Raw genomic sequence first — 19,579 nt, 5'->3', positions numbered from 1 at the left:
TTTAAGGGTCGATTTACCCGGGACCGCGCTATTCCCGATGCTCGACGACACCGGTGGCGTGTTGCGCGCGGTCTTCGTAGGCGGCTCGGGCCGTGGCGTCGAAATTGAGGAACACGGTGTCGGTGCCCGTCTTCTTGCCGAGCCAGCGCCGGGCCCGCGACGGCAGCACCATTGTCAGGATGCCGATCAGGCGCGACGAACCGGGAACCGACACTTGGGCTTTGGGCTTGTCGAGCACCTTGACGATGGTGGCTGCGACGTCCTCGGGCTGCACCGGCTTCGTCGCGGCGGTCGTGACGGTGCCGGAAATCAGCTCGGTGTTGGTGAATGTCGGCAGCACCGCGGTGACATTGACGCCCTGCGAAGCGAACTCGTCGGCCATCGCGGAAGTAAGCCCGACGACCGCGAACTTCGTCCCCGCGTAGACCACCTGGCCCGGGACCGCCACCATCCCGGCCATCGACGCGATGTTGACGATATGTCCGCTGCGGCGTTTGACCATCTCGGGCAGCACCAGCTGACAACCGGTGAGTACGCCGTAGAAGTTGACTTCGATCGACGAGCGGATCGCCTGCTGGGACTGCTGCAGGAACGGCCCGACCGGCATCACCCCGGCGTTGTTGATCAGCACGTCGATGTGCCCGCCGCCGTCGGCGCGCGCCTTGTCCAAAAAGGCGGCGAAAGACTCCCGGTCCGTCACGTCGAGCGGATGACCCGACACCGGGCCCAGGCTGCTCAGGCCGGCGACAGCTTTCTCGAGCACGTCGAGATCACGATCGCCGATGACCACTCGCGCCCCCCGCGCCAGCAGCGCCTTGGCGGTTGCGTACCCGATGCCGCGGGCTGCTCCGGTGATGACGACGGTCTTTCCCCTGATGTTGTCCATGGACCGCGACTTTACAGGTGTCAAGTTTGATGCGGGGAGTGCCCTTTCGCGGCTCAGTCTTGTTCCCCGTACTCGCCGAACCAGTAGGCGAGCTTGCCGCGGCGGCTGACCGCGCGCAGTCTGCGTTCCGTTGCCGCCCGAGTCTTGGCGGTGGTGACGATGAGCAGCTCGTCGCCGGCTTCGATCCGGGTTTCCGGCTGGGGGACAAACGTGCTGCCGTCCCGAATGATCAGCGTGATCACGCTGGGTTCGGGGAGGCGCAGTTCGAGCAGCGAGACGTTGTGCAGTCGGGACGCCTTGGAGACGGTGATCGTCAACAATTCAGCCTCCAGCACGTCCAGCGGGGCCGATTCCACCTGGATTTCCCGCGTGGCGTCCCGGGAGATCAGCGTCATCCGGTTCGCGATCAGCCGCAGGCTGGGACCCTGTACCAGGGTGAACACCACCACCAGGATGAACACGATGTTGAGCAGGCGGTAGCTGTCCGGTACGCCTTCGACGATCGGAAATGTCGCCAACACAATCGGGACCGCACCGCGCAGCCCGGCCCACGACAGGAATACCTGCTCGCGCAACGGGACCCGGAACCACGACAGCGAGGCGATGACCGAAAGCGGTCGGCCGAGCAGCAACAACACGGCCCCGGTGACGATTGCCGGAACCAGCTCACCGGACAACTGGCTGGGACTGACGAGAAGTCCCAGCAGGACGAACAGGCCGATCTGGGCGAGCCAACCCAGCCCTTGTGCGAATGACCGGGTGGCTGAGCGGTGCGGCAACCCGGAGTTCGCCAGTACCACCGCGGCGAGGTAGGCGGCCAAGAATCCGCTGGCGTGGACGCTGCCGGCCGCGGCAAAGGCCACCATGCCCAGCCCGAACGTCGCCAGTGGATACAGTCCGGAGGCCGGCAGCGCCGCGCGGCGCAACGCGATGGCGCCGAGCAGCCCGCTGGTCAATCCGATCGCGGCGCCCACACTGAGCTCGTAGAGCAGGCTTGCGGTGGCGGGACCTGCCGGAAACGTCAGCGGCGTGGCGCTGAGCATCAAGACCAGAATGGCGCCCGGCGCATCGTTGAATCCCGATTCGGCCTCCAGCAGACCGGCGACCCGCCGGGGCAACGGCAGGACCCGCAAAATGGAGAAGACCGCCGCGGCGTCGGTGGGGGACACGATCGCACCGAGCAGCAGCGCGAGTTGCCAGTTGATGCCGAGCAAAAGGTGCGCGCCCGCCGCGGTGACCAGCATGGAAACCGCGACGCCGAAGGTGGCCAGGACGCCGGCGGGTGCCAGCACGTCGCGGATATCGGCGAACCGGGTAGTCAGACCGCCCTCGATGAGGATGACGGCGAGCGCCGCCGTGCCGAGATCGCTGGCGAGTTGGACGTCGCTGAAATCCAGCCCCAGCCCGTCGCTACCGAGGGCGACGCCGACCGCGAGGAACAGCAACAGGCTCGGCAACCCGACCCGGGCGGCAAACCGCGTGGCGACGATGCTGGCCAGGAGCACCACACCGCCGACCAGCAGCGCGACGTACAGCTGCTGCAGGGTCATGTCATCCTCGTCCGGAGGCCGGTGCAGGTGAGACGGAAAACGCCGTCCTACCGGGTGCAGCAACGACCGTCGGAGTTGCGTTCAGGCCGGTAAATTCAGTACCAACGCTAGTGAAGGCCGTGGTAGGCGCGTACCACCACCCCGGCCGACGGCTGTGAGGAGACGACAGATGCGGATCGGGATCGCCGGCGCAGGGGCGGTCGGGCGATCCGTCGCACTGGAACTGCTCGAGGACGGCCACAAAGTCCTGCTGATCGAGCGGGACCCCAGGCACTACGTGCCGCACACCGTTCCCGCCGCGGAGTGGTTGCTTGCCGACGCCTGTGAGCTGGCCTCGCTCGAAGAGGCCGGGATCGAGATGTGCGATGTCGTCATCACCGCTACCGGCGATGACAAGGTGAACCTCGCGGCGGCGCTGCTGGCCAAGACGGAGTTCGGCGTGGCCAGGGTGGTGGCCCGGGTCAACGACACGCGCAACGAGTGGCTGTTCAACGACGCCTGGGGTATCGATGTAGCGGTCTCCACGCCGAGCGCGTTGGTCGCCGCCGTGGAGGGCGCCATCGATGTCGGCCACCTGGTGCGGCTGATGGGGCTCAGCCAAGGTCGAGCCAATCTGGAAAAGCTGACGCTACCCGCCGACAGCCCACTCGTCGGGCAGCAAGTACGGGACTTGGCATTGCCGGACAACACCGCGCTGATCACGGTGCTGCGCGGCGACAAGATCATCCTTCCGGAGCCCGGCGATGTGTTGGCGGCCGGCGACGAGATGTTATTCGTTGCCGGCAGTGCCGTCGAGAATCAAATCCGGGCCGTCATCCAGGGTTTGGACACAGCAGCGAGTTGAGCACGTGGCGCGTCTGTAATCGGATGTAGTCGTCGAGGCTGTAGTTGGGTCCGAAATGCCAATGCTTCAACGCCCATCCGTGCGCGAGCAACATGATGTCGAAGACCACCAGGCCGACGTCGGTGTCGTGGAATGTGCCGTCGGCAATACCCTTTTCGATTGCCGCGCGCAGCGGTGCGGCCGTCGCGATCTCGAGTTCTTTGATCTGGGCGCGCCCCGACGCGTTCAAAGTGCGGCTTTCCCGGTAGGTCAGCACCACCGCGTCGAGGTTTTCGTCGACGATCTCGATGTAGCGCCTGATGCCGGCGGTCAACTGCGCGGTCGCGTCGTCACCGGCGGCGGCCATCACCGGAGCCAGCTGGTCACGGAACGCATCCTGGATGCGCACGATCGTGGCCAGCAGCAGGTCCTCCTTGCCGCCGAAGTACTTGTAGATGAGGCCGACGCTGACCTTGGCCTCGGCCGCCAGGTCCTGCATGGACATCTGGTGAAAACCCTTCTGCCCCATGACCTTCACTGCTGCGTCGAGTAGCTGACGACGTCGCGAGCTGGTGCGGGCGGCGCGGACCGCCTCCTCGACGGGCAGGTCAGCGAAGTCACTGCCGAACGAGGCTGTCATCTACAGGCCCAGGTCCTTGGCAATGATCGTCTTCATGATCTCGGTTGTGCCGCCGTAGATGGTCTGGATACGGGCGTCGACGAACGCCCGCGACACCGGATACTCCCGCATGTAGCCGTATCCGCCGTGCAATTGCAGACAGCGGTCGGCGACGCGCACCTGCAATTCGGTGGTCCACCATTTCAGTCGGGCCGCCCGCGCCGCGGTCAGCCCGCCGGCCAGGTGTTCGGCAATGCAGTCGTCGAGATAGGTGCGGGCGACGTCGAGTTCGGTGGCCAGCTCGGCGAGCAGGAATTGGGTGTTCTGCAAGCCGGCGATCGGTGAACCGAATGCCTGGCGCTCACGGACATACTCGAGGGTTTCGGCCAGCACCCCTTCCGCGGCGGCGACTGCACCGACGCCCAGCGAAAGGCGTTCCTGTGGAAGGTTGTTCATCAGCTGATAGAAGCCGCGGCCCTCTGCTTCGAGCAGATTCTCGACAGGCACCCGCACATCGTCGAAGCTCAATTCGCTGGTGTCCTGCGCGTGCAGCCCGATCTTCTCCAGGTTGCGCCCGCGGCTGAAACCGGGTGTGTCCGGGTCGATTACCAGCAGCGAGAGACCCTTGTGCCGATCCGGTGCGGTGCGCACCGCGACGACGAACAGGTCACCGATTTGTCCGTTGGAGATAAAGGTTTTCGCGCCGTTGACGACGTAGTGGTCGCCGTCGCGCACCGCAGTGGTGCGGATCCCGGCCAGATCGCTGCCGGCGCCCGGCTCGGTCATCGCGATAGCGAGGATGGTCTCGCCGGTCACCACCCCCGGCAACCAGCGTTGCTTTTGCTCCGGCGTCGTCAGGTGGGTGAGATAGGGCAGCACGATGTCGTTTTGCAGCGAGAAGGCGACGGCTTCGGCCGCGGCGCCGGCCCGCTGGAGTTCCTCGACGAGGATCGCGTTGTAGCGGAAGTCGTCGACGCCAGGACCGCCGAACTCCTCGGGGACCGAAAACCCGAGCAGCCCAAGCTTTCCGGCCTCAGTGAACAGGGAGCGATCGACGCGGCCCGCTTTCTCCCAGCGTTCGTGGGCCGGGACGACGGTCTGTTGCACGAAGTCGCGTACCAGTTCCCGGAACTGGTTGTGCTCGGGGCTGTAGTCCAGCATCAGCGGAAAGCGTCCTCGCCGGTGAGGGCCTGACCGAGCACCAGCTGATGCATCTCGGCGGTGCCCTCATAGGTCAGCACCGACTCCAGGTTGACCATATGCCGGATCACGGGGTACTCCAGCGATATCCCGTTGCCGCCCAGAATTGTCCGTGCGGTGCGGCAGATCTCGATGGCCTCGCGGGTGTTGTTGAGCTTTCCGAAGCTGACCTGCTCGGGACGTAGGCCGACGCTGTCCTTGAGTCGCCCGAGGTGCAGCGCCAGAAGTTGTCCCTTGTGTAGTTCGACGGCCATGTCGACGAGCTTGGCCTGGGTCAGCTGGAATCCGGCGATCGGCCGGCCGAATTGGGTGCGATGCGTCGCGTAATCCAGCGCGGACTGCCAGGCCGACCGCGCCGCGCCCATCGAACCCCAGATGATGCCGTAGCGCGCCTCGGACAGACAAGACAGCGGCCCCCGCAGGCCGGTCGCTTCGGGCAGCATCGCGTCGGCGGGTAGCCGAACGTCGTCGAGCACCAATTCCGAAGTGATCGAGGCGCGTAACGACAACTTGTGGTGAATGGTGTTGGCGGTGAATCCGGGCGTGTGGGTGGGGACGATGAATCCCCGGATGCCGTCGTCGGTGGCAGTCCACACGATCGCAACGTCGGCGACCGTGCCGTTGGTGATCCACATTTTGCGGCCGTTGAGGACCCAGTCCGAACCATCCCGTCGGGCACGGGTTTTCATGGCCGCAGGATCGGAGCCGGCGTCGGGCTCGGTCAACCCGAAACAGCCGAGCAGTTCACCGGCGGCCATGCCGGGCAGCCACTGCTGCTTTTGCTCCTCGGATCCGAATTTCGCGATCGCGAACATCGCCAGCGAGCCCTGTACCGACACCAGCGACCGGACGCCTGAGTCCGCGGCTTCTAGTTCCAGGCAGGCCAGCCCGTAGTGCACGGCCGACGCTCCGCCACAGCCGTATCCCTTCAGGTGCATGCCCAGTAGCCCGAGCGCACCGAACTGCTTGGCAAGTTCGCGGACCGGAAGGTCGCCGATTTCGAACCAGTCCGCGATATGCGGGATCACATGTTCGGCGCAGAACTGCCGGACCGTGTCACGCACCGCGATCTCGTCGCCGGACAGCGACGCGTCCAGGCTCAGCGGGTCGAGGGGATCGAAGGTGCTCATTGGCTCATCCTGCCATGGTGAGTCCGCCGCTGACGCTGATCACCTGGCCGGTGATGAACGACGCGGGATCGGAGGCGAAGAACAGCACCGGTGCGGCGACCTCCTCGGGGCGGGCCAGCCGTCGAAACGGAATCGCTTTGACCAGTGCCTCTCTCAGCTTCTCCGGTTGCGCTGCGAACAGCGGGGTGTCGGTAGGTCCGGGGCACACGCAGTTGACGGTGATCGCGTAGCGGGCCATCTCCCGGGCCAGCGACTTGGTGAGTGCGATGACGCCGCCCTTGGCGCCGGCGTAGATGGTTTCGCCGGCGCTGCCGACCCGTCCGGCGTCGCTGGCCAGGTTGATCACCCGTCCGCCGCCGCCGGCCTCGATCATGCCCGGCAGGAAGGCGCTGCAAATGTGTACCGGGCCGAGATAGTTTATGGCGACCACCTTCTCAGCGAATTCCGTTGTGGCGTTGAGGAATTGGTCGGTACGGTCCCACCCGGCGGCATTGACCACCACGTTGGGCACGCCGACCTCGCTGTGTGCGCGGTCGCGCAGCGTGTCCACCTGCGCGCGGTCGGCCACATCGACCGGCAGCGCGGTGATCAACTCGGGGTGCGCTTGCGCGGTGGCCTTTGCCGCGGCCTCGTCGATGTCGGCGGCAATGACCCGGTCACCTCGCGCCGCGAATCCCAGCGCTATCGCCTTTCCGATACCGGATCCGGCACCGGTCACCAGTGCGAGCTTCATCGGCGGTTCCCCTCAGGCCGTGACGTAGCGGGCGAAATCTGCGGGACGCTTCTCGGCGAACGCCTGCGCCCCTTCCTTACCTTCGTCGGTGTGGGTGAAGATCTCCAGCGCCGACATGGCCAGATTGGACAGCCCGGCCTGATGGTCGGTGTCGGCGTTGAAGGACTGTTTGAGGAAACGCAGCGCGGTCGGACTCTTCTGGCCGATCTCGGCGGCAATCGCCTTGGCCTCGGGCAGCAGCCGTTCGGCGGGAACCACGTAGTTCACCAAGCCCCACCGTTCGGCGGTGGCGGCGTCGTAGCGACGGCATAAGAACCACATCTCCCGCGCCCGCTTCTCGCCGACCACGCGCGCCAGATACGCCGATCCGAACCCGGCATCGAACGACCCCACCCGGGGTCCGGCCTGGCCGAATGTCGCGTGCTCGGCCGCGATCGACAAGTCGCACAGCACGTGCAGCACGTGCCCGCCGCCGACCGCGATTCCGTTCACCGCGGCGATCACCGGCTTGGGCACGTCGCGGATCAGCTTGTGCAGGTAGCCGATTTCGAACATGCCGCTGTCGGTGGGGCCATAGTCGCCGGTCTCGGCGCGTTGCTTGACATCGCCGCCGGTGCAGAACGCCTTGTCACCGGCGCCGGTCAGGATGATCGCCGATACTCCCCTGTCGGCCCACGCCGAGCGGAAGGCCTTGACGAGTTCCTCGACGGTCTTGCCGCGGAAGGCGTTGTAGCGCTCCGGCCGGTTGATCGTGATGACCGCGACGTGCGAGTCGATCTCGTAGGTGATGTCCTCATATGGTGAATCAGTATTCATTGCCGACGAATCTAGATTCATTTACCGGTGGCGTCAACGGGTAGTCTCGCGGCATGCAACGTGTGGCGTGGCTGGGCTGGCTGGGCTGGGACGTCGGCTGCGTGCTGGTGTTCTGTGCTCTCGGCCGACGCAGCCACGACGAAGGCCTCGACATCGCCGGGGTAGCGGCGACGGCGTGGCCGTTTGTGACCGGCACGATGCTGGGCTGGCTGGTCTCGCGCGGTTGGCGGCGCCCGACCGCCGTCGCGCCGACCGGGGTGATCGTGTGGCTGAGCACGGTGGTGGTCGGAATGCTGTTGCGCAAGGCAACCTCCGCCGGGGTCGCGGCCAGCTTCGTCGTGGTCGCGTCCGTGGTCACCGCACTGCTGTTGCTGGGCTGGCGGGCCGCGCTGGGGTGGCGTGTCAGTGCACGTCGAGTCGGTTGAAAGCGATGGTGCCGGCCACCGCAAACGCCAGGGTGGCGACTGCAAGGACGCCGGCCCACGCCGGTGGCAGGCCGTTCTGCAGTTGGTGGTCACCGACGGCGTAGAAAAACGGCGACGCGTAGCGGGCCGGCCGAAGCCAATCGATCAGGGGCGCAAGCGAATTGACCAGGTAGGCGATCGCGGCCATACCCGAAGCGAGACCAAGTGCCACTCCTCGGCTGCCGGTGGCCGCACCGAGGAACAAAGCGAGGCTGCCGAACAGCAGGCCGAGCAGGGTCACTCCGGCGGTGACGCCCAGCAGCGACCCGATGTTGACGGTCAAATCGAACCAGCGACCGGCCAGCACGCACAGCGCGGTGACGATCGGTACCGGCAGCGCCTGCACGACCAGCGCGGCGAGTTTGCCCCCGGTGATGGTGCGTCGGGCCAGCGGAAGCGTCGCGATCAGTGCGAGCGTTCCGTCCTCGTCTTGTCCGGCGATCGCGGCCGCGCCGTAGCCGATTGTCGCCATCAGCACGATCAACGGGACGAAGTTCCCGTACAGATTGGCCGTCAGCCAGCCCGGCGATGAAGTGAGCGGGCCGACCGCACCGAACAGCGCTGCGACGGGGGAACCTTCCTCGGTGAGGCTGTTGAGACTGGTGGCGTTCTTGAACGACGGGTAGAGCGCGACGACGACGGTGGCGTAGGCGGTCATGCCGATCGCGTATCCGATGATCAGCCGGCGCCGCAGCCGCAGATCCAACCGCGCGATCTCACCGGTCATGGCGGTAGTAGCTCAAAAAGAGTTCGTCGAGATCGGCCGGCCGCGCGGTCATGTCGACGGGCTCGAGGTCGGCGGCCACCCGCAGCAGCGGGCCGACCGGCCCGGCAACCGACAGCTGAATCCGGGTGGTGTCATGGGATAGCACCCGCACCCCGTCGAGACGGTCGAACTGCGCAGGATCAACCCGGTTCGCGAAGCGGAAGTCGACGGTCTTGGGGGCATTTGCGCGAAGGTTCTCCACGGTGTCGGTGACGATGATCCGGCCCTCCTTGATGATGGCGACGTGGTCGACGAGGCGCTGCACTTCGTCGAGGTCGTGCGACGAGAGAAAGACGGTCCGGCCTTCGCCGGCGGTTTCGCGCACCAACCGGCTGAATTCGTCTTGCAGCAGCGGGTCGAGCCCGGAGGTGGGCTCGTCGAGAATCAGCAGCTCGGGCCGATGCGCGAACGCGAAAAGCAGGCCGATCTTCTGCACGTTGCCTTTGGACAAGGTGTGCACCGGACGATCGAGCTCGATTCCGAATCGTTCGACGAGTTCGTCGCGATAGCGGTGATCGATGTGGCCGCGGATGCGGGCGGCCCGGTCGACGATGTTCCGGCCGGTCAGCCGGGGATACAGGGCGAGCTCGCCCGGCAGGTAACCGACCCGGCGATGCACCTCGACACTGTCCCGGCAGGGGTCGAGGCCGAACACCGTCGCGCGGCCGGAACTGGGCCGATAGAGCCCGAGCAGCAGCCGGATGGTTGTCGACTTCCCGGCACCGTTGGGACCCAGGAACCCGAAGACCTCCCCATCGGTGACCGTGATGCTGACGTCGGTGATGCCGCGACGGCGACCGAACCTGCGGGTCAGTCCCTCGGTGGTTACCACGTGCGATGGCATGTCACCTCCGGCCCGATTGGCCGGCCCCGGAATAAGGCCGCGTGGTCCACGGTAGACAGTTAGATGATGCCCCAGCCTGATCAACTGACTGCGCTCCGGTTCGTTTGGGCTGCGCTGGACGACCCGCTGGCGCAGCCATTACTGACCGGGCTGGCCGCCGAGTACGCGCAGCGCTATGGCAGCACCGAGCAAGTCGTCCTGGGATGGCTGCGCGACCACACGGCGGCCGAATTCGCACCGCCGGACGGCGGCTTGCTCATCGGGCTGCTGGACGGTGTCGCCGTCACCGGTGGCGGATTCTGCCGCTTCGATGCGCAAACCGCTGAGCTGAAACGAATTTGGACCGACGACGCCCATCGCCGACGGGGTTTCGCGGCCGCCCTGCTGGGCGAGCTCGAGGCGGAGATCGCTGCGCGCGGGTATCGCCGGGTCTACCTGATGACCGGCGACCGCCAACCCGAGGCCGAGGCGCTGTATCACGCCACCGGCTACACCCGGCTGGCCGAGCCGTTGCCGTCGACGGGGCCGGTCTTCCCGGTCGCATTCGTCAAGGAGCTGCCGTGACTTCGCAGCTGCACCTGGCCGTCGCGCTCGACGGTTACGGCTGGCACCCATATGCGTGGCGAACCACGCTGGCTGCTGACCCGGCCGCGGAATCGGTGCTGTCCGGCCGATACTGCGCCGCGCTTGCTGCCACCGCCGAGCGTGGACTGCTCGACTTTCTCACCATCGACGACACGCTGATGCCGCAACCGGGGCGCCGCGAAGAGATTTCCCCGCGCCGGCTGGCCGGACGGGCGGATGCCGTGCTGGTCGCCGCCCGCGTCGCCCCCACCACCCGGCATATCGGGCTGATCCCGGTGGCGACCGTCACCCACACCGAGCCTTTTCACGTCTCCAAGGCCATCGCCACGCTTGATTTCGTGTCGCACGGCAGGGCCGGCTGGCAGCCGCGGGTTAGCTCAACCGCTCACGAAGCCGCGTTGTTCGGGCGGCGCGACGCCTCCCAAGACGCCGACGAACTATTCGACGAGGCAACCGATTTCGTCGAGGTGGTGCGCCGGCTCTGGGACAGCTGGGAAGACGACGCGGTGATCCGCGACGTCGCCACTGGGCGCTACATCGACCGCGACAAGCTGCACTACATCGACTTCGCCGGGAAGTACTTCTCGGTCAAAGGCCCCTCGATCACCCCGCGTCCACCGCAGGGCCAGCCGGTGGTGGCCGCGCTGGCACACGCATCGCGCATCTACCAATTCGCAGCTGACAGCGCTGATCTGGTTTTCATCACACCGACCGACGAGGATGGGCTGCGCGCTATCCTCAGCGAGCTGGACGGACGATTGAAGGTCTACGCCGATATCGTGGTGACGTTCGGTGGCGACACCGAGTTCAAGTCCGACGCTTTGGTGTTCGACGGCAGCGCAGCCGATTTGGCTGATCTGTTGCTGGAGTGGCAGCGGTTGGGCATCGACGGTGCGCGGCTGCGGCCGGCCGTCAACGCCACCGATCTCCCGGTCATCGTCGACGAGCTGGTGCCGCTGCTGCAGCAGCGCGGTGTGTTCCGCACCGGCTACCGCGACGACGAGACATTGCGACAACGTCTCGGCCTACCGGTCGCCGTCAACCGGTACACGGCGGTGCGCCAATGATCCCGCTGTCGGTCCTCGACCTGGCCCCGATCAGCGCCGGCAGCGACGCCGCGACGGCGCTGCGCAACACCATTGATCTGGCCCAGCACGCCGAACAATGGGGGTATCGGCGGTTCTGGGTCGCCGAGCACCACTTCGTCGCGGTTGCGAGCGCGGCACCTGTGGTGCTGGCCGGCCAAATTGCGGCCGCCACCAACACCATTCGGGTTGGAACCGCTGCGGTGCAGCTCAGCCACACCACCGCAGCCGCGGTGGTCGAGAGCTTCGGCATGCTCGAGGCATTCCACCCGGGCCGCATCGACCTGGGCATCGGCCGATCCGGGCAGCGTCGCCTTACCCCGGGCAAACCCCGCAAGCCGCGGCCGAAGACCGAACTGCCCCAGGAATGGCGCGAGATCGACGGTGTGGTGATCCCGCCGCCGTTCGACCTGCGCACCGTGCTGAACAAGGACCGAGTGCAGGCCACCATGGCGATCTTGCAGCAGCCCGAAGCTGTCGCGCCGGATTTTGCCGAGCAGCTCGGCGACATCCTGGCGATGCTCGACGGCAGCTATCAGGTCGACGGGTTCGACGTGCACGTCGTCCCGGGCGAACGAAGTGGGTTGACGCCGTGGATCTTCGGCAGCAGCAAGGGCAAAAGCGCACAGGTGGCCGGCGCCCTTGGGCTACCGTTCGTCGCCAGCTATCACCTCACGCCTGCCACCGCGCTGGACGCGGTCGACGCCTACCGCGCGGCGTTCGTGCCCTCGGAGACCTTGGCGGAGCCCTACGTGGTGATCTCGGCCGACGTGGTCGTGGCCGACGACACCGCCACCGCCCGGCATCTGGCGTCCAGCTACGGCCACTGGGTGTACTCCATCCGGGCCGGCGACGGCGCGATTCCCTACCCGGACCCCGACGACTGCCCCCCGTTGACCGACGAGCAGCTGGCGGTGGTAACCGACCGGCTGGCAACACAATTCGTCGGCAATCCCGACGAGGTGGCCGAACGACTCGCGGCGCTGCAGCGGGTCAGCGGCGCCGACGAACTCGTCATCACCTCGGTGACCCACCGCCACGAGGACCGGCTGCGCTCACACGAGCTGATCGCGCAGCGCTGGTTCGAACGAAGCCGGGGGTTGGACAGATGAAGCAGATTCACTTGGCTGTGCATTTTCCCGGTGTCAACAACGCCACGGTGTGGGCGGACCCGACGGCCGGCAGCCAGATCGCCTTCGAGTCGTTCGTACATCTGGCCCGCACCGCCGAACGCGGGCTGTTCGACTTCTTCTTCCTGGCCGAGGGACTGCGGCTGCGCGAACATCGCGGCCGGATCCATGATCTCGACGTCGTCGGTCGCCCGGACACCTTCACCGTGCTGGCCGCGCTGGCCGGGGCCACCGACCGGATCGGCTTGACCGGCACCATCAACACCACGTTCAACGAGCCCTTCGAAGTGGCACGGCAATTCGCCACGCTGGATCATCTGTCCGAGGGGCGCGCCGGCTGGAACATCGTCACCTCGTCGGATGCCTTCACCGGGGCGAACTTTCGCCGTGGCGGATTCTTGGACCATGCGGACCGCTACCGTCGCGCCGAGGAGTTCCTGGCGGTGGCTCGTGGCTTCTGGGACAGCTGGGCCGCCGATGCCGTGGTGGCCGACGTAGACACCGGCATTTACGTCGACCCCAGCCACATCAAAACCGTGGAGCACTCCGGCCCACAGTTTCAGGTGCGGGGGCTGGCGACGCTGCCCGCCGGGCCGCAGGGCCGGCCGGTGCTGCTGCAGGCCGGTGACTCCGATGAGGGCCGCACGTTCGGAGCCCGGCACGCCGACGCCATGTTCACCCTGCACGGCTCGCTGGAGAACGGGCAACGTTACTACGCCGACGTCAAGGCACGCGCGGCTGCCGCCGGCCGAAATCCCGACGAGCTCAAGGTCTTTCCCGCCGCGACGTTCGTGCTCGGAGACACCGCCGATGAGGCCGCTGAAAAGGCGGAGTACATCCGTCGACAGCAGGTCAGCGGCCCGACCGCGATCACGATGCTCGAGCAGGTGTGGGGCCGCGACCTGTCGGACTACGATCCCGACGGCCCGTTACCCGACGTCGAACCCACCGGTGACACCAGCATCACCCAGGGCCGGGTGCGCCACGGCGATCCGGTTGCACTCGCACACCGGTATCGGGAACGCGCCGCAGCAGAAGGCCTTTCGATCCGAGAGTTGGTCATCGCCGTCACCAGCCGACAGCAATTCGTCGGAACCGCAACGCACATCGCCGACGAAATCGACCGCTACGTGCAAGCCGACGCATGCGACGGTTTCATCATGGTGCCGCACCTGAACCCGCACGGGCTGGACGAATTCGTCGACCAGGTGGTGCCGCTGCTGCAGGAACGCGGTCTCTACCGCGCCGAATACACCGGCCGCACACTCAGGGAGCATCTGGCAAGCGACTAGCCGGCCATGAATTCGTCGTAGGCCGACTGGAGCTCGGGCGAGAGCACCGTCGTGTTGCACTGCCGCTGCGTGTCACCGATCGGCGCCAAGATGCCCCGCAAGTCGTAGTACTCCTGCGGGTGACTGGTGAAGTAGTTGCGCAGATCCGCCGCCGCCTGCGGACGAGGCTTGCTGAACGCCCCGGTGACCGCCGCGTCGGCGCCCGGGTGTGTGCTGAGGTACTGGCGGGCCGAACCGGTCGCCGCGTTGACGGTGTTCTGCACACTGGCCGGGCTGCAATCGGGTGCCGCGGACGCGATGGGCGCCGCGATCGTCGTTGCGGCCAGACCGCCGAACACACACAAACCAGCGGCCTGCCGGCGCGCTGTCATACGAAGGTTTTTCATCGTGGTTGCTTTCTTGCTCGCAAATATCGATCAGGGGTTGCCGAAGCCCGCAGCCCAAGGTAGCCCGAAGCTGACTGGACGCAAGCGTGCCCAAAGCGGCGGAACACGGTGCGACAGAAGCGTTTCAGGAATCACACGTGAGCTCGGTCTCAAAAACGACGTTTTCGGTAAATAATCGTTCAGAGCCGAGCCGCAATCATGAGAGTTCTTAACCCGTCGTGACATTCGGCGTAATCGAATTGTGACTTTAACTGGCCTTCAACTGGCCAGAGCAGTGGCCCGCTCGGTGGCGTCGCGGATCGGGCCACGCCACAGGTCGCCGTGCCCCGGCGCCAGGATCTCGGTGTCCAGCAGCGCCAGCGCGGCCAGGCTGCGTATGCAGTCGTCCTGGTTGTGGCTGAACACCGCCGGCAGCAACTGCGGCCCGCTGCGGGCCAGCAGCGGATGGCCGGTGACCAGAGCGTCGCCGCTGGCCAGCACGCCGTCGACCAGATACGAGCAGTGTCCGCCGGTGTGCCCGGGAGTGGGAATTGCCATCGGTTGACCGGGCAACTCCGCGGCCACCTCCGAAGTCAACGGCTGCGCGGACGGGATCCCCTCGCGGGTCAGCCCGCCATTGGACACCACATGCACGGCCCAGATCGCCCAGCGCGGCCGCCAGACGCGTAGCGCGACATCCAGCGGCGATGCTTGCTCCAGATATTCACGCTTGACGTGGCCCACCTCGTCGGCGTGGCAGTACACCGGGGTGCCGTGGGTCTTCGCGAACCAGATCGCCGATCCGAGGTGATCGACGTGGGCATGGGTGAGCAGGATCGCCCGCACGTCGTCGGGCGCATATCCCAGCTCGCGCAGCGAGGCGAGCACATCGTCGCGGTCGCCCGGGTAGCCGGCGTCGATGAGCATGACCCCGTTGTGATCGGTGACCACCAGCCAGTTGACCGCGTCGCCCTGAACGAGGTGCACCTTTTTGGTGATGGCCGTCAGCGCCGGTGCCATGACCGCGAGCTTAGCTATCCGGGGTGGAGTAGAAACGACAGCGTGGCTGAACTCAAACTGGGATACAAGGCGTCGGCGGAGCAGTTCGCGCCGCGCGAACTCGTCGAGCTGGCCGTCGCCGCCGAAGCGCATGGCATGGACAGCGCAACCGTCAGTGACCATTTCCAGCCCTGGCGGCACAAGGGCGGGCATGCCCCGTTCTCGCTGTCGTGGATGACCGCTGTCGGTGAGCGCACCAAGCGGATCACGCTGGGCACCTCGGTGCTCACCCCGACCTTCCGATACAACCCCGCCGTCGTCGCCCAGGCGTTCGCCACCATGAGCTGCCTGTACCCGGGCCGGATCTTCCTGGGTGTGGGCACCGGGGAAGCGTTGAACGAGATCGCCACCGGATACGAGGGCGAGTGGCCGGAGTTCAAGGAGCGGTTCGCCCGGCTGCGCGAATCGGTGCGGCTGATGCGCGAGCTGTGGCGCGGCGACCGCGTCGACTTCAACGGCGACTATTACCGGCTCAAAGGCGCCTCGATTTACGACGTGCCCGAGGGCGGGGTGCCGATCTACATCGCGGCGGGCGGCCCGGCGGTGGCCAAGTACGCCGGGCGGGCCGGCGACGGCTTCATCTGCACCTCCGGCAAGGGCGAGGAGCTATACCGCGAGAAACTCATGCCGGCCGTGCAGGAGGGTGCCAAGGCGGCCGGGCGCAACGTCGACGACATCGACAAGATGATCGAGATCAAGATCTCCTACGACCCCGACCCGGATCTGGCGCTGGAGAACACCCGGTTCTGGGCGCCGCTGTCGCTCACCCCCGAGCAAAAGCACAGCATCGACGACCCGATCGAGATGGAGAAGGCCGCCGACGAGCTGCCGATCGAGCAGGTCGCCAAACGCTGGATCGTCGCGTCGGACCCCGACGAGGCCGTCGAGAAGGTCGGTCAGTACGTGACCTGGGGGCTCAACCATCTGGTGTTCCACGCCCCCGGGCACGACCAGCGGCGGTTCCTCGAGCTTTTCGAGAAGGACCTCGCTCCGCGGCTGCGGCGCCTAACCTGACGGGGCATGCCCAGCATCTACATCGCCGCGCCGGAGGGCGACACCGGCAAATCGACGATTGCGCTGGGCCTTTTGCATCGACTCGCCGCCACGACACCCCGGGTCGGCGTGTTCCGTCCCATCGCACGACGAGGCGACGACCGCGACTACATCCTGGACCTACTGCTGGCCCACGCCACCGCCGGACTGCCCTACGAACGCTGCGTCGGCGTGACCTACCAGCAACTGCACGCCGACCTTGACGCCGCCATCGACGACATCGTCGAGCGATACCACGCGGTGGCCGAGCAGTGCGACGCGGTGATCATCGTCGGCAGCGACTACACCGATGTCACCAGCCCCGCCGAGCTCTCCGTCAACGCGCGCATCGCGGTCAACCTGGGCGCACCCGTGCTGCTGGCGGTGCGGGCCAAGGGGCGCAGCGCCGAGCAGGTCGCGCAGGTCGTCGAGGTGTGTCTGGCCGAGCTGGATGCTCAGCACGCCCATACCGCGGCGGTGGTGGCCAACCGTTGCGAGCCGGCGCAACTGACCGCGGTCACCGAGGCTTTGCGCGGGTTCGGCCCGCGGACCTATGCATTGCCCGACGAGCCGCTGCTGGTGGCGCCGACGGTGGCCGAACTGCAGACCGCGGTGAACGGGACACTGCGGTCCGGCGACGCCGAGCTGATGGGCCGCGAAGCGATGGGTGTGGTGGTCGCCGGGATGACCGCCGACCATGTGCTGGAACGATTGGGCGAAGGCGTCGCGGTGATCACTCCCGGTGACCGTTCGGACGTGGTGTTGGCGGTGGCCAGCGCCCATGCCGCCGAAGGGTTTCCGTCGCTGTCGTGCATCATCCTCAATGGCGGACTGGAGCTGCACCCGTCGATCGCGGCGCTGGTGGCCGGGCTGGGACTGCGGCTGCCGATCATCGAGACCGCACTGGGCACCTACGAAACCGCCAGCGCGGTCGCCGCCACCCGCGGGCGGGTCACCGCGACCTCGCAGCGCAAAATCGACACCGCCCTGGAGCTGATGGAACGCTACGTCGACATCTCAGATCTACTGGCGCAGTTGGCCATTCCGATCCCAAAGGTGACCACGCCACCGATGTTCACCTATCAGCTGCGCGAGCGGGCCCGTGCGGATCGTAAGCACATCGTGTTGCCCGAGGGCGACGAAGACCGCATCCTGCGCTCGGCAGGCCGGCTGCTGCAGCGCGGTATCGCCGAGCTCACCCTTCTCGGCGACGAAAGCCAAATACGGGCCCGGGCAGCCGAACTCGCGGTGAACCTCGACGACGCCGTGGTCCGCGACCCGCGCACCAGCGAAATGTGCGATCAGTTCGCCGAGCAGTACGCGCGTATGCGGGAGCACAAAGGCGTGACCGTCGAGCAGGCCCGGGAAATCATGCACGACGTCTCGTATTTCGGGACCATGCTGGTGTACAACGGCGTGGTCGACGGAATGGTGTCGGGTGCCGCGCACACCACCGCGCACACCGTGCGGCCCGCGTTCGAGATCATCAAAACCGCACCCGGTATCTCGACGGTGTCCAGTGTCTTCTTGATGTGTCTACCGGATCGGGTGCTGGTTTATGGCGACTGTGCGATAGTGCCCGACCCGACCGTCGAGCAGCTCGCCGACATCGCGATCAGCTCGGCGCACACCGCCGCGCAGTTCGGCATCGAACCCCGGGTGGCCATGCTGTCGTACTCCACCGGTGAATCGGGTGCCGGCACGGACGTCGACAAAGTACGTGCGGCAACGGAATTGGTCCGCATCCGGGCGCCGGAGCTGCTGGTCGAAGGACCGATTCAATATGACGCCGCGGTGGATCCGTCGGTCGCGGCGACCAAGCTGCGGGACTCGGCTGTCGCCGGTCGCGCGACGGTGCTGATCTTCCCGGACCTCAACGCCGGTAACAACGCCTATAAGGCGGTGCAGCGCAGCGCCGGCGCGATCGCGATCGGTCCGGTGCTGCAGGGCTTGGCCAAGCCGGTGAACGACCTGTCCCGCGGGGCGCTGGTCGAAGACATCGTCAACACCGTTGCCATTACCGCGATCCAGGCGCAGAACAGCAATGAGTGACCCCACTGTGCTGGTGATCAATTCCGGCTCGTCCTCGCTGAAATACCAACTGGTACAGCCTAATTCCGGTGCATCGTTGGCCGACGGCCTGGTCGAGCAGATCGGCGAGCCCGGGTCGAAGGTTCCCGATCACGACGCCGCACTGCGCTCGGCGTTCGAACACCTGGCCTCCGAGGGTTTCGATTTGAAGACGTGCGGGCTCGTTGCCGTCGGGCACCGGGTGGTGCACGGTGGACAAAGCTTCTACACGCCCACCATCGTCGACGACGCGGTGATCGCCAAGCTCAAAGAGCTCGCCCCGCTGGCCCCGCTGCACAATCCGCCGGCCATCAGCGGCATCGAGGTGGCGCGCAAGATGCTGCCCGACCTACCGCACGTCGCGGTATTCGACACCGCGTTTTTCCACGACTTGCCCGCCGCCGCTGCTACGTACGCCATCGACCGCGAGTTGGCCGAAAAGTGGCGGATCCGCCGGTACGGGTTTCACGGCACCTCACACGAATACGTCAGTGCGCAGGCCGCCGAGTTCTTGGGCCGGCCGCTGGTGGAACTGAACCAGATTGTGCTGCATCTGGGTAACGGCGCCTCGGCAGCCGCTATCGCGAAAGGCCGCCCCGTCGACACCTCGATGGGCCTGACCCCGTTGGAGGGGTTAGTGATGGGCACCCGCAGCGGTGACATCGATCCGGGCACCGTCGGCTATTTGTGCCGGGCGGCGCAGATGACGATCGACGACATCGAGTCGATGCTCAACCACCACGCCGGGGTTCTGGGGCTGGCCGGCGTGAACGACTTTCGCCGGCTGCGCGAGATGATCGAATCTGGAGACAGCTCCGCGCAACTCGCCTATGACGTGTTCATTCATCGGTTGCGTAAGTACGTCGGCGCGTATCTGGCGGTGCTGGGCCGCACCGACGTCATCAGCTTCACCGCCGGCATCGGCGAGAACGACGCCTCGGTGCGCCGCGACGCGCTGAGCGGGCTGGGCGCGCTGGGCATCGAGATCGACGACCAGCGCAACTCGCAGTCCATGACCGGGGCGCGCCGAATTTCGACCGACCGCTCGCCGGTCGCCGTGCTGGTGATCCCGACCAACGAAGAGCTCGCCATCGCTCGCGATTGCTTGAGCGTCACCACCTGAACTGGAG

Annotated in this window: 20 protein-coding genes; 9 read left to right on the top strand and 11 right to left on the bottom strand. The window is 66.5% G+C overall.

What is annotated here, in order from left to right:
- Nucleotides 1-28: 28 nt before the first annotated feature.
- Both MSP7336_RS03215 and MSP7336_RS03210 read right to left on the bottom strand, forming a co-directional pair.
- Nucleotides 29-886, bottom strand: coding sequence for an SDR family oxidoreductase (locus MSP7336_RS03215; protein ID WP_069395950.1), 858 nt, complete (start codon nucleotides 884-886; stop codon nucleotides 29-31).
- A 53-nt stretch (nucleotides 887-939) separates the two neighbouring features.
- On the bottom strand, nucleotides 940-2,436 hold the full coding sequence (locus MSP7336_RS03210) for a potassium/proton antiporter (RefSeq protein ID WP_113963026.1): 1,497 nt from the start codon (nucleotides 2,434-2,436) through the stop codon (nucleotides 940-942).
- Nucleotides 2,437-2,605: 169 nt separating this feature from the next.
- Between MSP7336_RS03210 and MSP7336_RS03205 the strand changes: the two genes are divergently transcribed.
- Nucleotides 2,606-3,280 (top strand): potassium channel family protein, encoded by a 675-nt coding sequence (locus MSP7336_RS03205; protein ID WP_069395948.1) that lies wholly within the window; start codon nucleotides 2,606-2,608, stop codon nucleotides 3,278-3,280.
- On the opposite strand, the gene MSP7336_RS03200 is transcribed toward MSP7336_RS03205, so the two are convergent.
- Genes MSP7336_RS03200 through MSP7336_RS03180 form a run of 5 tightly spaced genes read right to left on the bottom strand, consistent with a single transcriptional unit; the run spans nucleotide 3,249 to nucleotide 7,757 of the window.
- Nucleotides 3,249-3,899 (bottom strand): TetR/AcrR family transcriptional regulator, encoded by a 651-nt coding sequence (locus MSP7336_RS03200; RefSeq protein WP_113963025.1) that lies wholly within the window; start codon nucleotides 3,897-3,899, stop codon nucleotides 3,249-3,251. The two genes, MSP7336_RS03205 and MSP7336_RS03200, sit on opposite strands and share 32 nt — an antisense overlap.
- The gene (locus MSP7336_RS03195) at nucleotides 3,900-5,039 is read right to left on the bottom strand and encodes an acyl-CoA dehydrogenase family protein (protein WP_113963024.1); all 1,140 of its coding nucleotides are present in this window, start codon (nucleotides 5,037-5,039) and stop codon (nucleotides 3,900-3,902) included.
- Nucleotides 5,039-6,208 (bottom strand): acyl-CoA dehydrogenase, encoded by a 1,170-nt coding sequence (locus MSP7336_RS03190; RefSeq protein ID WP_113963023.1) that lies wholly within the window; start codon nucleotides 6,206-6,208, stop codon nucleotides 5,039-5,041. Before MSP7336_RS03190 ends, MSP7336_RS03195 begins: the two co-directional genes overlap by 1 nt.
- Nucleotides 6,209-6,212: 4 nt before the next feature.
- Nucleotides 6,213-6,941 carry an SDR family NAD(P)-dependent oxidoreductase gene (locus tag MSP7336_RS03185; RefSeq protein WP_069395944.1) on the bottom strand — a complete coding sequence of 243 codons (729 nt, stop codon included), beginning with the start codon at nucleotides 6,939-6,941 and terminating at the stop codon, nucleotides 6,213-6,215.
- A 12-nt stretch (nucleotides 6,942-6,953) separates the two neighbouring features.
- Entirely contained in the window at nucleotides 6,954-7,757 is an 804-nt protein-coding gene (locus MSP7336_RS03180; protein ID WP_069395943.1) for an enoyl-CoA hydratase-related protein, read from the bottom strand.
- A 53-nt stretch (nucleotides 7,758-7,810) separates the two neighbouring features.
- Between MSP7336_RS03180 and MSP7336_RS03175 the strand changes: the two genes are divergently transcribed.
- Complete coding sequence (locus tag MSP7336_RS03175) at nucleotides 7,811-8,182, top strand: DUF3054 domain-containing protein (RefSeq protein ID WP_069395942.1); 372 nt, start codon at nucleotides 7,811-7,813, stop codon at nucleotides 8,180-8,182.
- On the opposite strand, the gene MSP7336_RS03170 is transcribed toward MSP7336_RS03175, so the two are convergent.
- The gene (locus MSP7336_RS03170) at nucleotides 8,160-8,948 is read right to left on the bottom strand and encodes an ABC transporter permease (protein WP_113963022.1); all 789 of its coding nucleotides are present in this window, start codon (nucleotides 8,946-8,948) and stop codon (nucleotides 8,160-8,162) included. The two genes, MSP7336_RS03175 and MSP7336_RS03170, sit on opposite strands and share 23 nt — an antisense overlap.
- Complete coding sequence (locus tag MSP7336_RS03165; protein WP_069395940.1) at nucleotides 8,938-9,831, bottom strand: ABC transporter ATP-binding protein; 894 nt, start codon at nucleotides 9,829-9,831, stop codon at nucleotides 8,938-8,940. The genes MSP7336_RS03170 and MSP7336_RS03165 overlap by 11 nt, the downstream gene beginning before the upstream one ends.
- 66 nt (nucleotides 9,832-9,897) lie before the next feature.
- Between MSP7336_RS03165 and MSP7336_RS03160 the strand changes: the two genes are divergently transcribed.
- From MSP7336_RS03160 to MSP7336_RS03145, 4 genes are read left to right on the top strand one after another with little or no spacing between them, the layout of a single operon-like run.
- Complete coding sequence (locus tag MSP7336_RS03160) at nucleotides 9,898-10,395, top strand: GNAT family N-acetyltransferase (protein ID WP_069396051.1); 498 nt, start codon at nucleotides 9,898-9,900, stop codon at nucleotides 10,393-10,395.
- Nucleotides 10,392-11,483, top strand: coding sequence for an LLM class flavin-dependent oxidoreductase (locus MSP7336_RS03155; RefSeq protein WP_069395939.1), 1,092 nt, complete (start codon nucleotides 10,392-10,394; stop codon nucleotides 11,481-11,483). The genes MSP7336_RS03160 and MSP7336_RS03155 overlap by 4 nt, the downstream gene beginning before the upstream one ends.
- Nucleotides 11,480-12,613 carry an LLM class flavin-dependent oxidoreductase gene (locus tag MSP7336_RS03150; protein WP_069395938.1) on the top strand — a complete coding sequence of 378 codons (1,134 nt, stop codon included), beginning with the start codon at nucleotides 11,480-11,482 and terminating at the stop codon, nucleotides 12,611-12,613. Before MSP7336_RS03155 ends, MSP7336_RS03150 begins: the two co-directional genes overlap by 4 nt.
- Nucleotides 12,610-13,923 (top strand): NtaA/DmoA family FMN-dependent monooxygenase, encoded by a 1,314-nt coding sequence (locus tag MSP7336_RS03145; RefSeq protein ID WP_069395937.1) that lies wholly within the window; start codon nucleotides 12,610-12,612, stop codon nucleotides 13,921-13,923. The genes MSP7336_RS03150 and MSP7336_RS03145 overlap by 4 nt, the downstream gene beginning before the upstream one ends.
- Here MSP7336_RS03145 and MSP7336_RS03140 read toward each other — a convergent pair.
- Both MSP7336_RS03140 and MSP7336_RS03135 read right to left on the bottom strand, forming a co-directional pair.
- Nucleotides 13,920-14,309 (bottom strand): heme-binding protein, encoded by a 390-nt coding sequence (locus MSP7336_RS03140; RefSeq protein ID WP_069395936.1) that lies wholly within the window; start codon nucleotides 14,307-14,309, stop codon nucleotides 13,920-13,922. The two genes, MSP7336_RS03145 and MSP7336_RS03140, sit on opposite strands and share 4 nt — an antisense overlap.
- A 258-nt stretch (nucleotides 14,310-14,567) precedes the next feature.
- Nucleotides 14,568-15,308 carry an MBL fold metallo-hydrolase gene (locus MSP7336_RS03135; protein WP_113963020.1) on the bottom strand — a complete coding sequence of 247 codons (741 nt, stop codon included), beginning with the start codon at nucleotides 15,306-15,308 and terminating at the stop codon, nucleotides 14,568-14,570.
- 42 nt (nucleotides 15,309-15,350) lie between these two features.
- On the opposite strand from MSP7336_RS03135, the gene fgd reads away from it, so the two are divergent.
- The 3 genes from fgd to MSP7336_RS03120 are packed head-to-tail and all read left to right on the top strand — an operon-like array spanning nucleotide 15,351 to nucleotide 19,572.
- Complete coding sequence (fgd, locus tag MSP7336_RS03130; protein WP_069395934.1) at nucleotides 15,351-16,361, top strand: glucose-6-phosphate dehydrogenase (coenzyme-F420); 1,011 nt, start codon at nucleotides 15,351-15,353, stop codon at nucleotides 16,359-16,361.
- 6 nt (nucleotides 16,362-16,367) lie between these two features.
- Nucleotides 16,368-18,431: a phosphate acetyltransferase gene (gene pta, locus MSP7336_RS03125; RefSeq protein ID WP_069395933.1), complete on the top strand. Its 2,064-nt coding sequence runs from the start codon at nucleotides 16,368-16,370 to the stop codon at nucleotides 18,429-18,431.
- The gene (locus MSP7336_RS03120) at nucleotides 18,424-19,572 is read left to right on the top strand and encodes an acetate kinase (RefSeq protein WP_069395932.1); all 1,149 of its coding nucleotides are present in this window, start codon (nucleotides 18,424-18,426) and stop codon (nucleotides 19,570-19,572) included. The genes pta and MSP7336_RS03120 overlap by 8 nt, the downstream gene beginning before the upstream one ends.
- Nucleotides 19,573-19,579: the final 7 nt, after the last annotated feature.

Source organism: Mycobacterium shimoidei (assembly GCF_900417275.1).
In the GTDB taxonomy this organism is placed as follows: domain Bacteria; phylum Actinomycetota; class Actinomycetes; order Mycobacteriales; family Mycobacteriaceae; genus Mycobacterium; species Mycobacterium shimoidei.
This window is presented reverse-complemented; position numbering and strand designations above follow the sequence as displayed.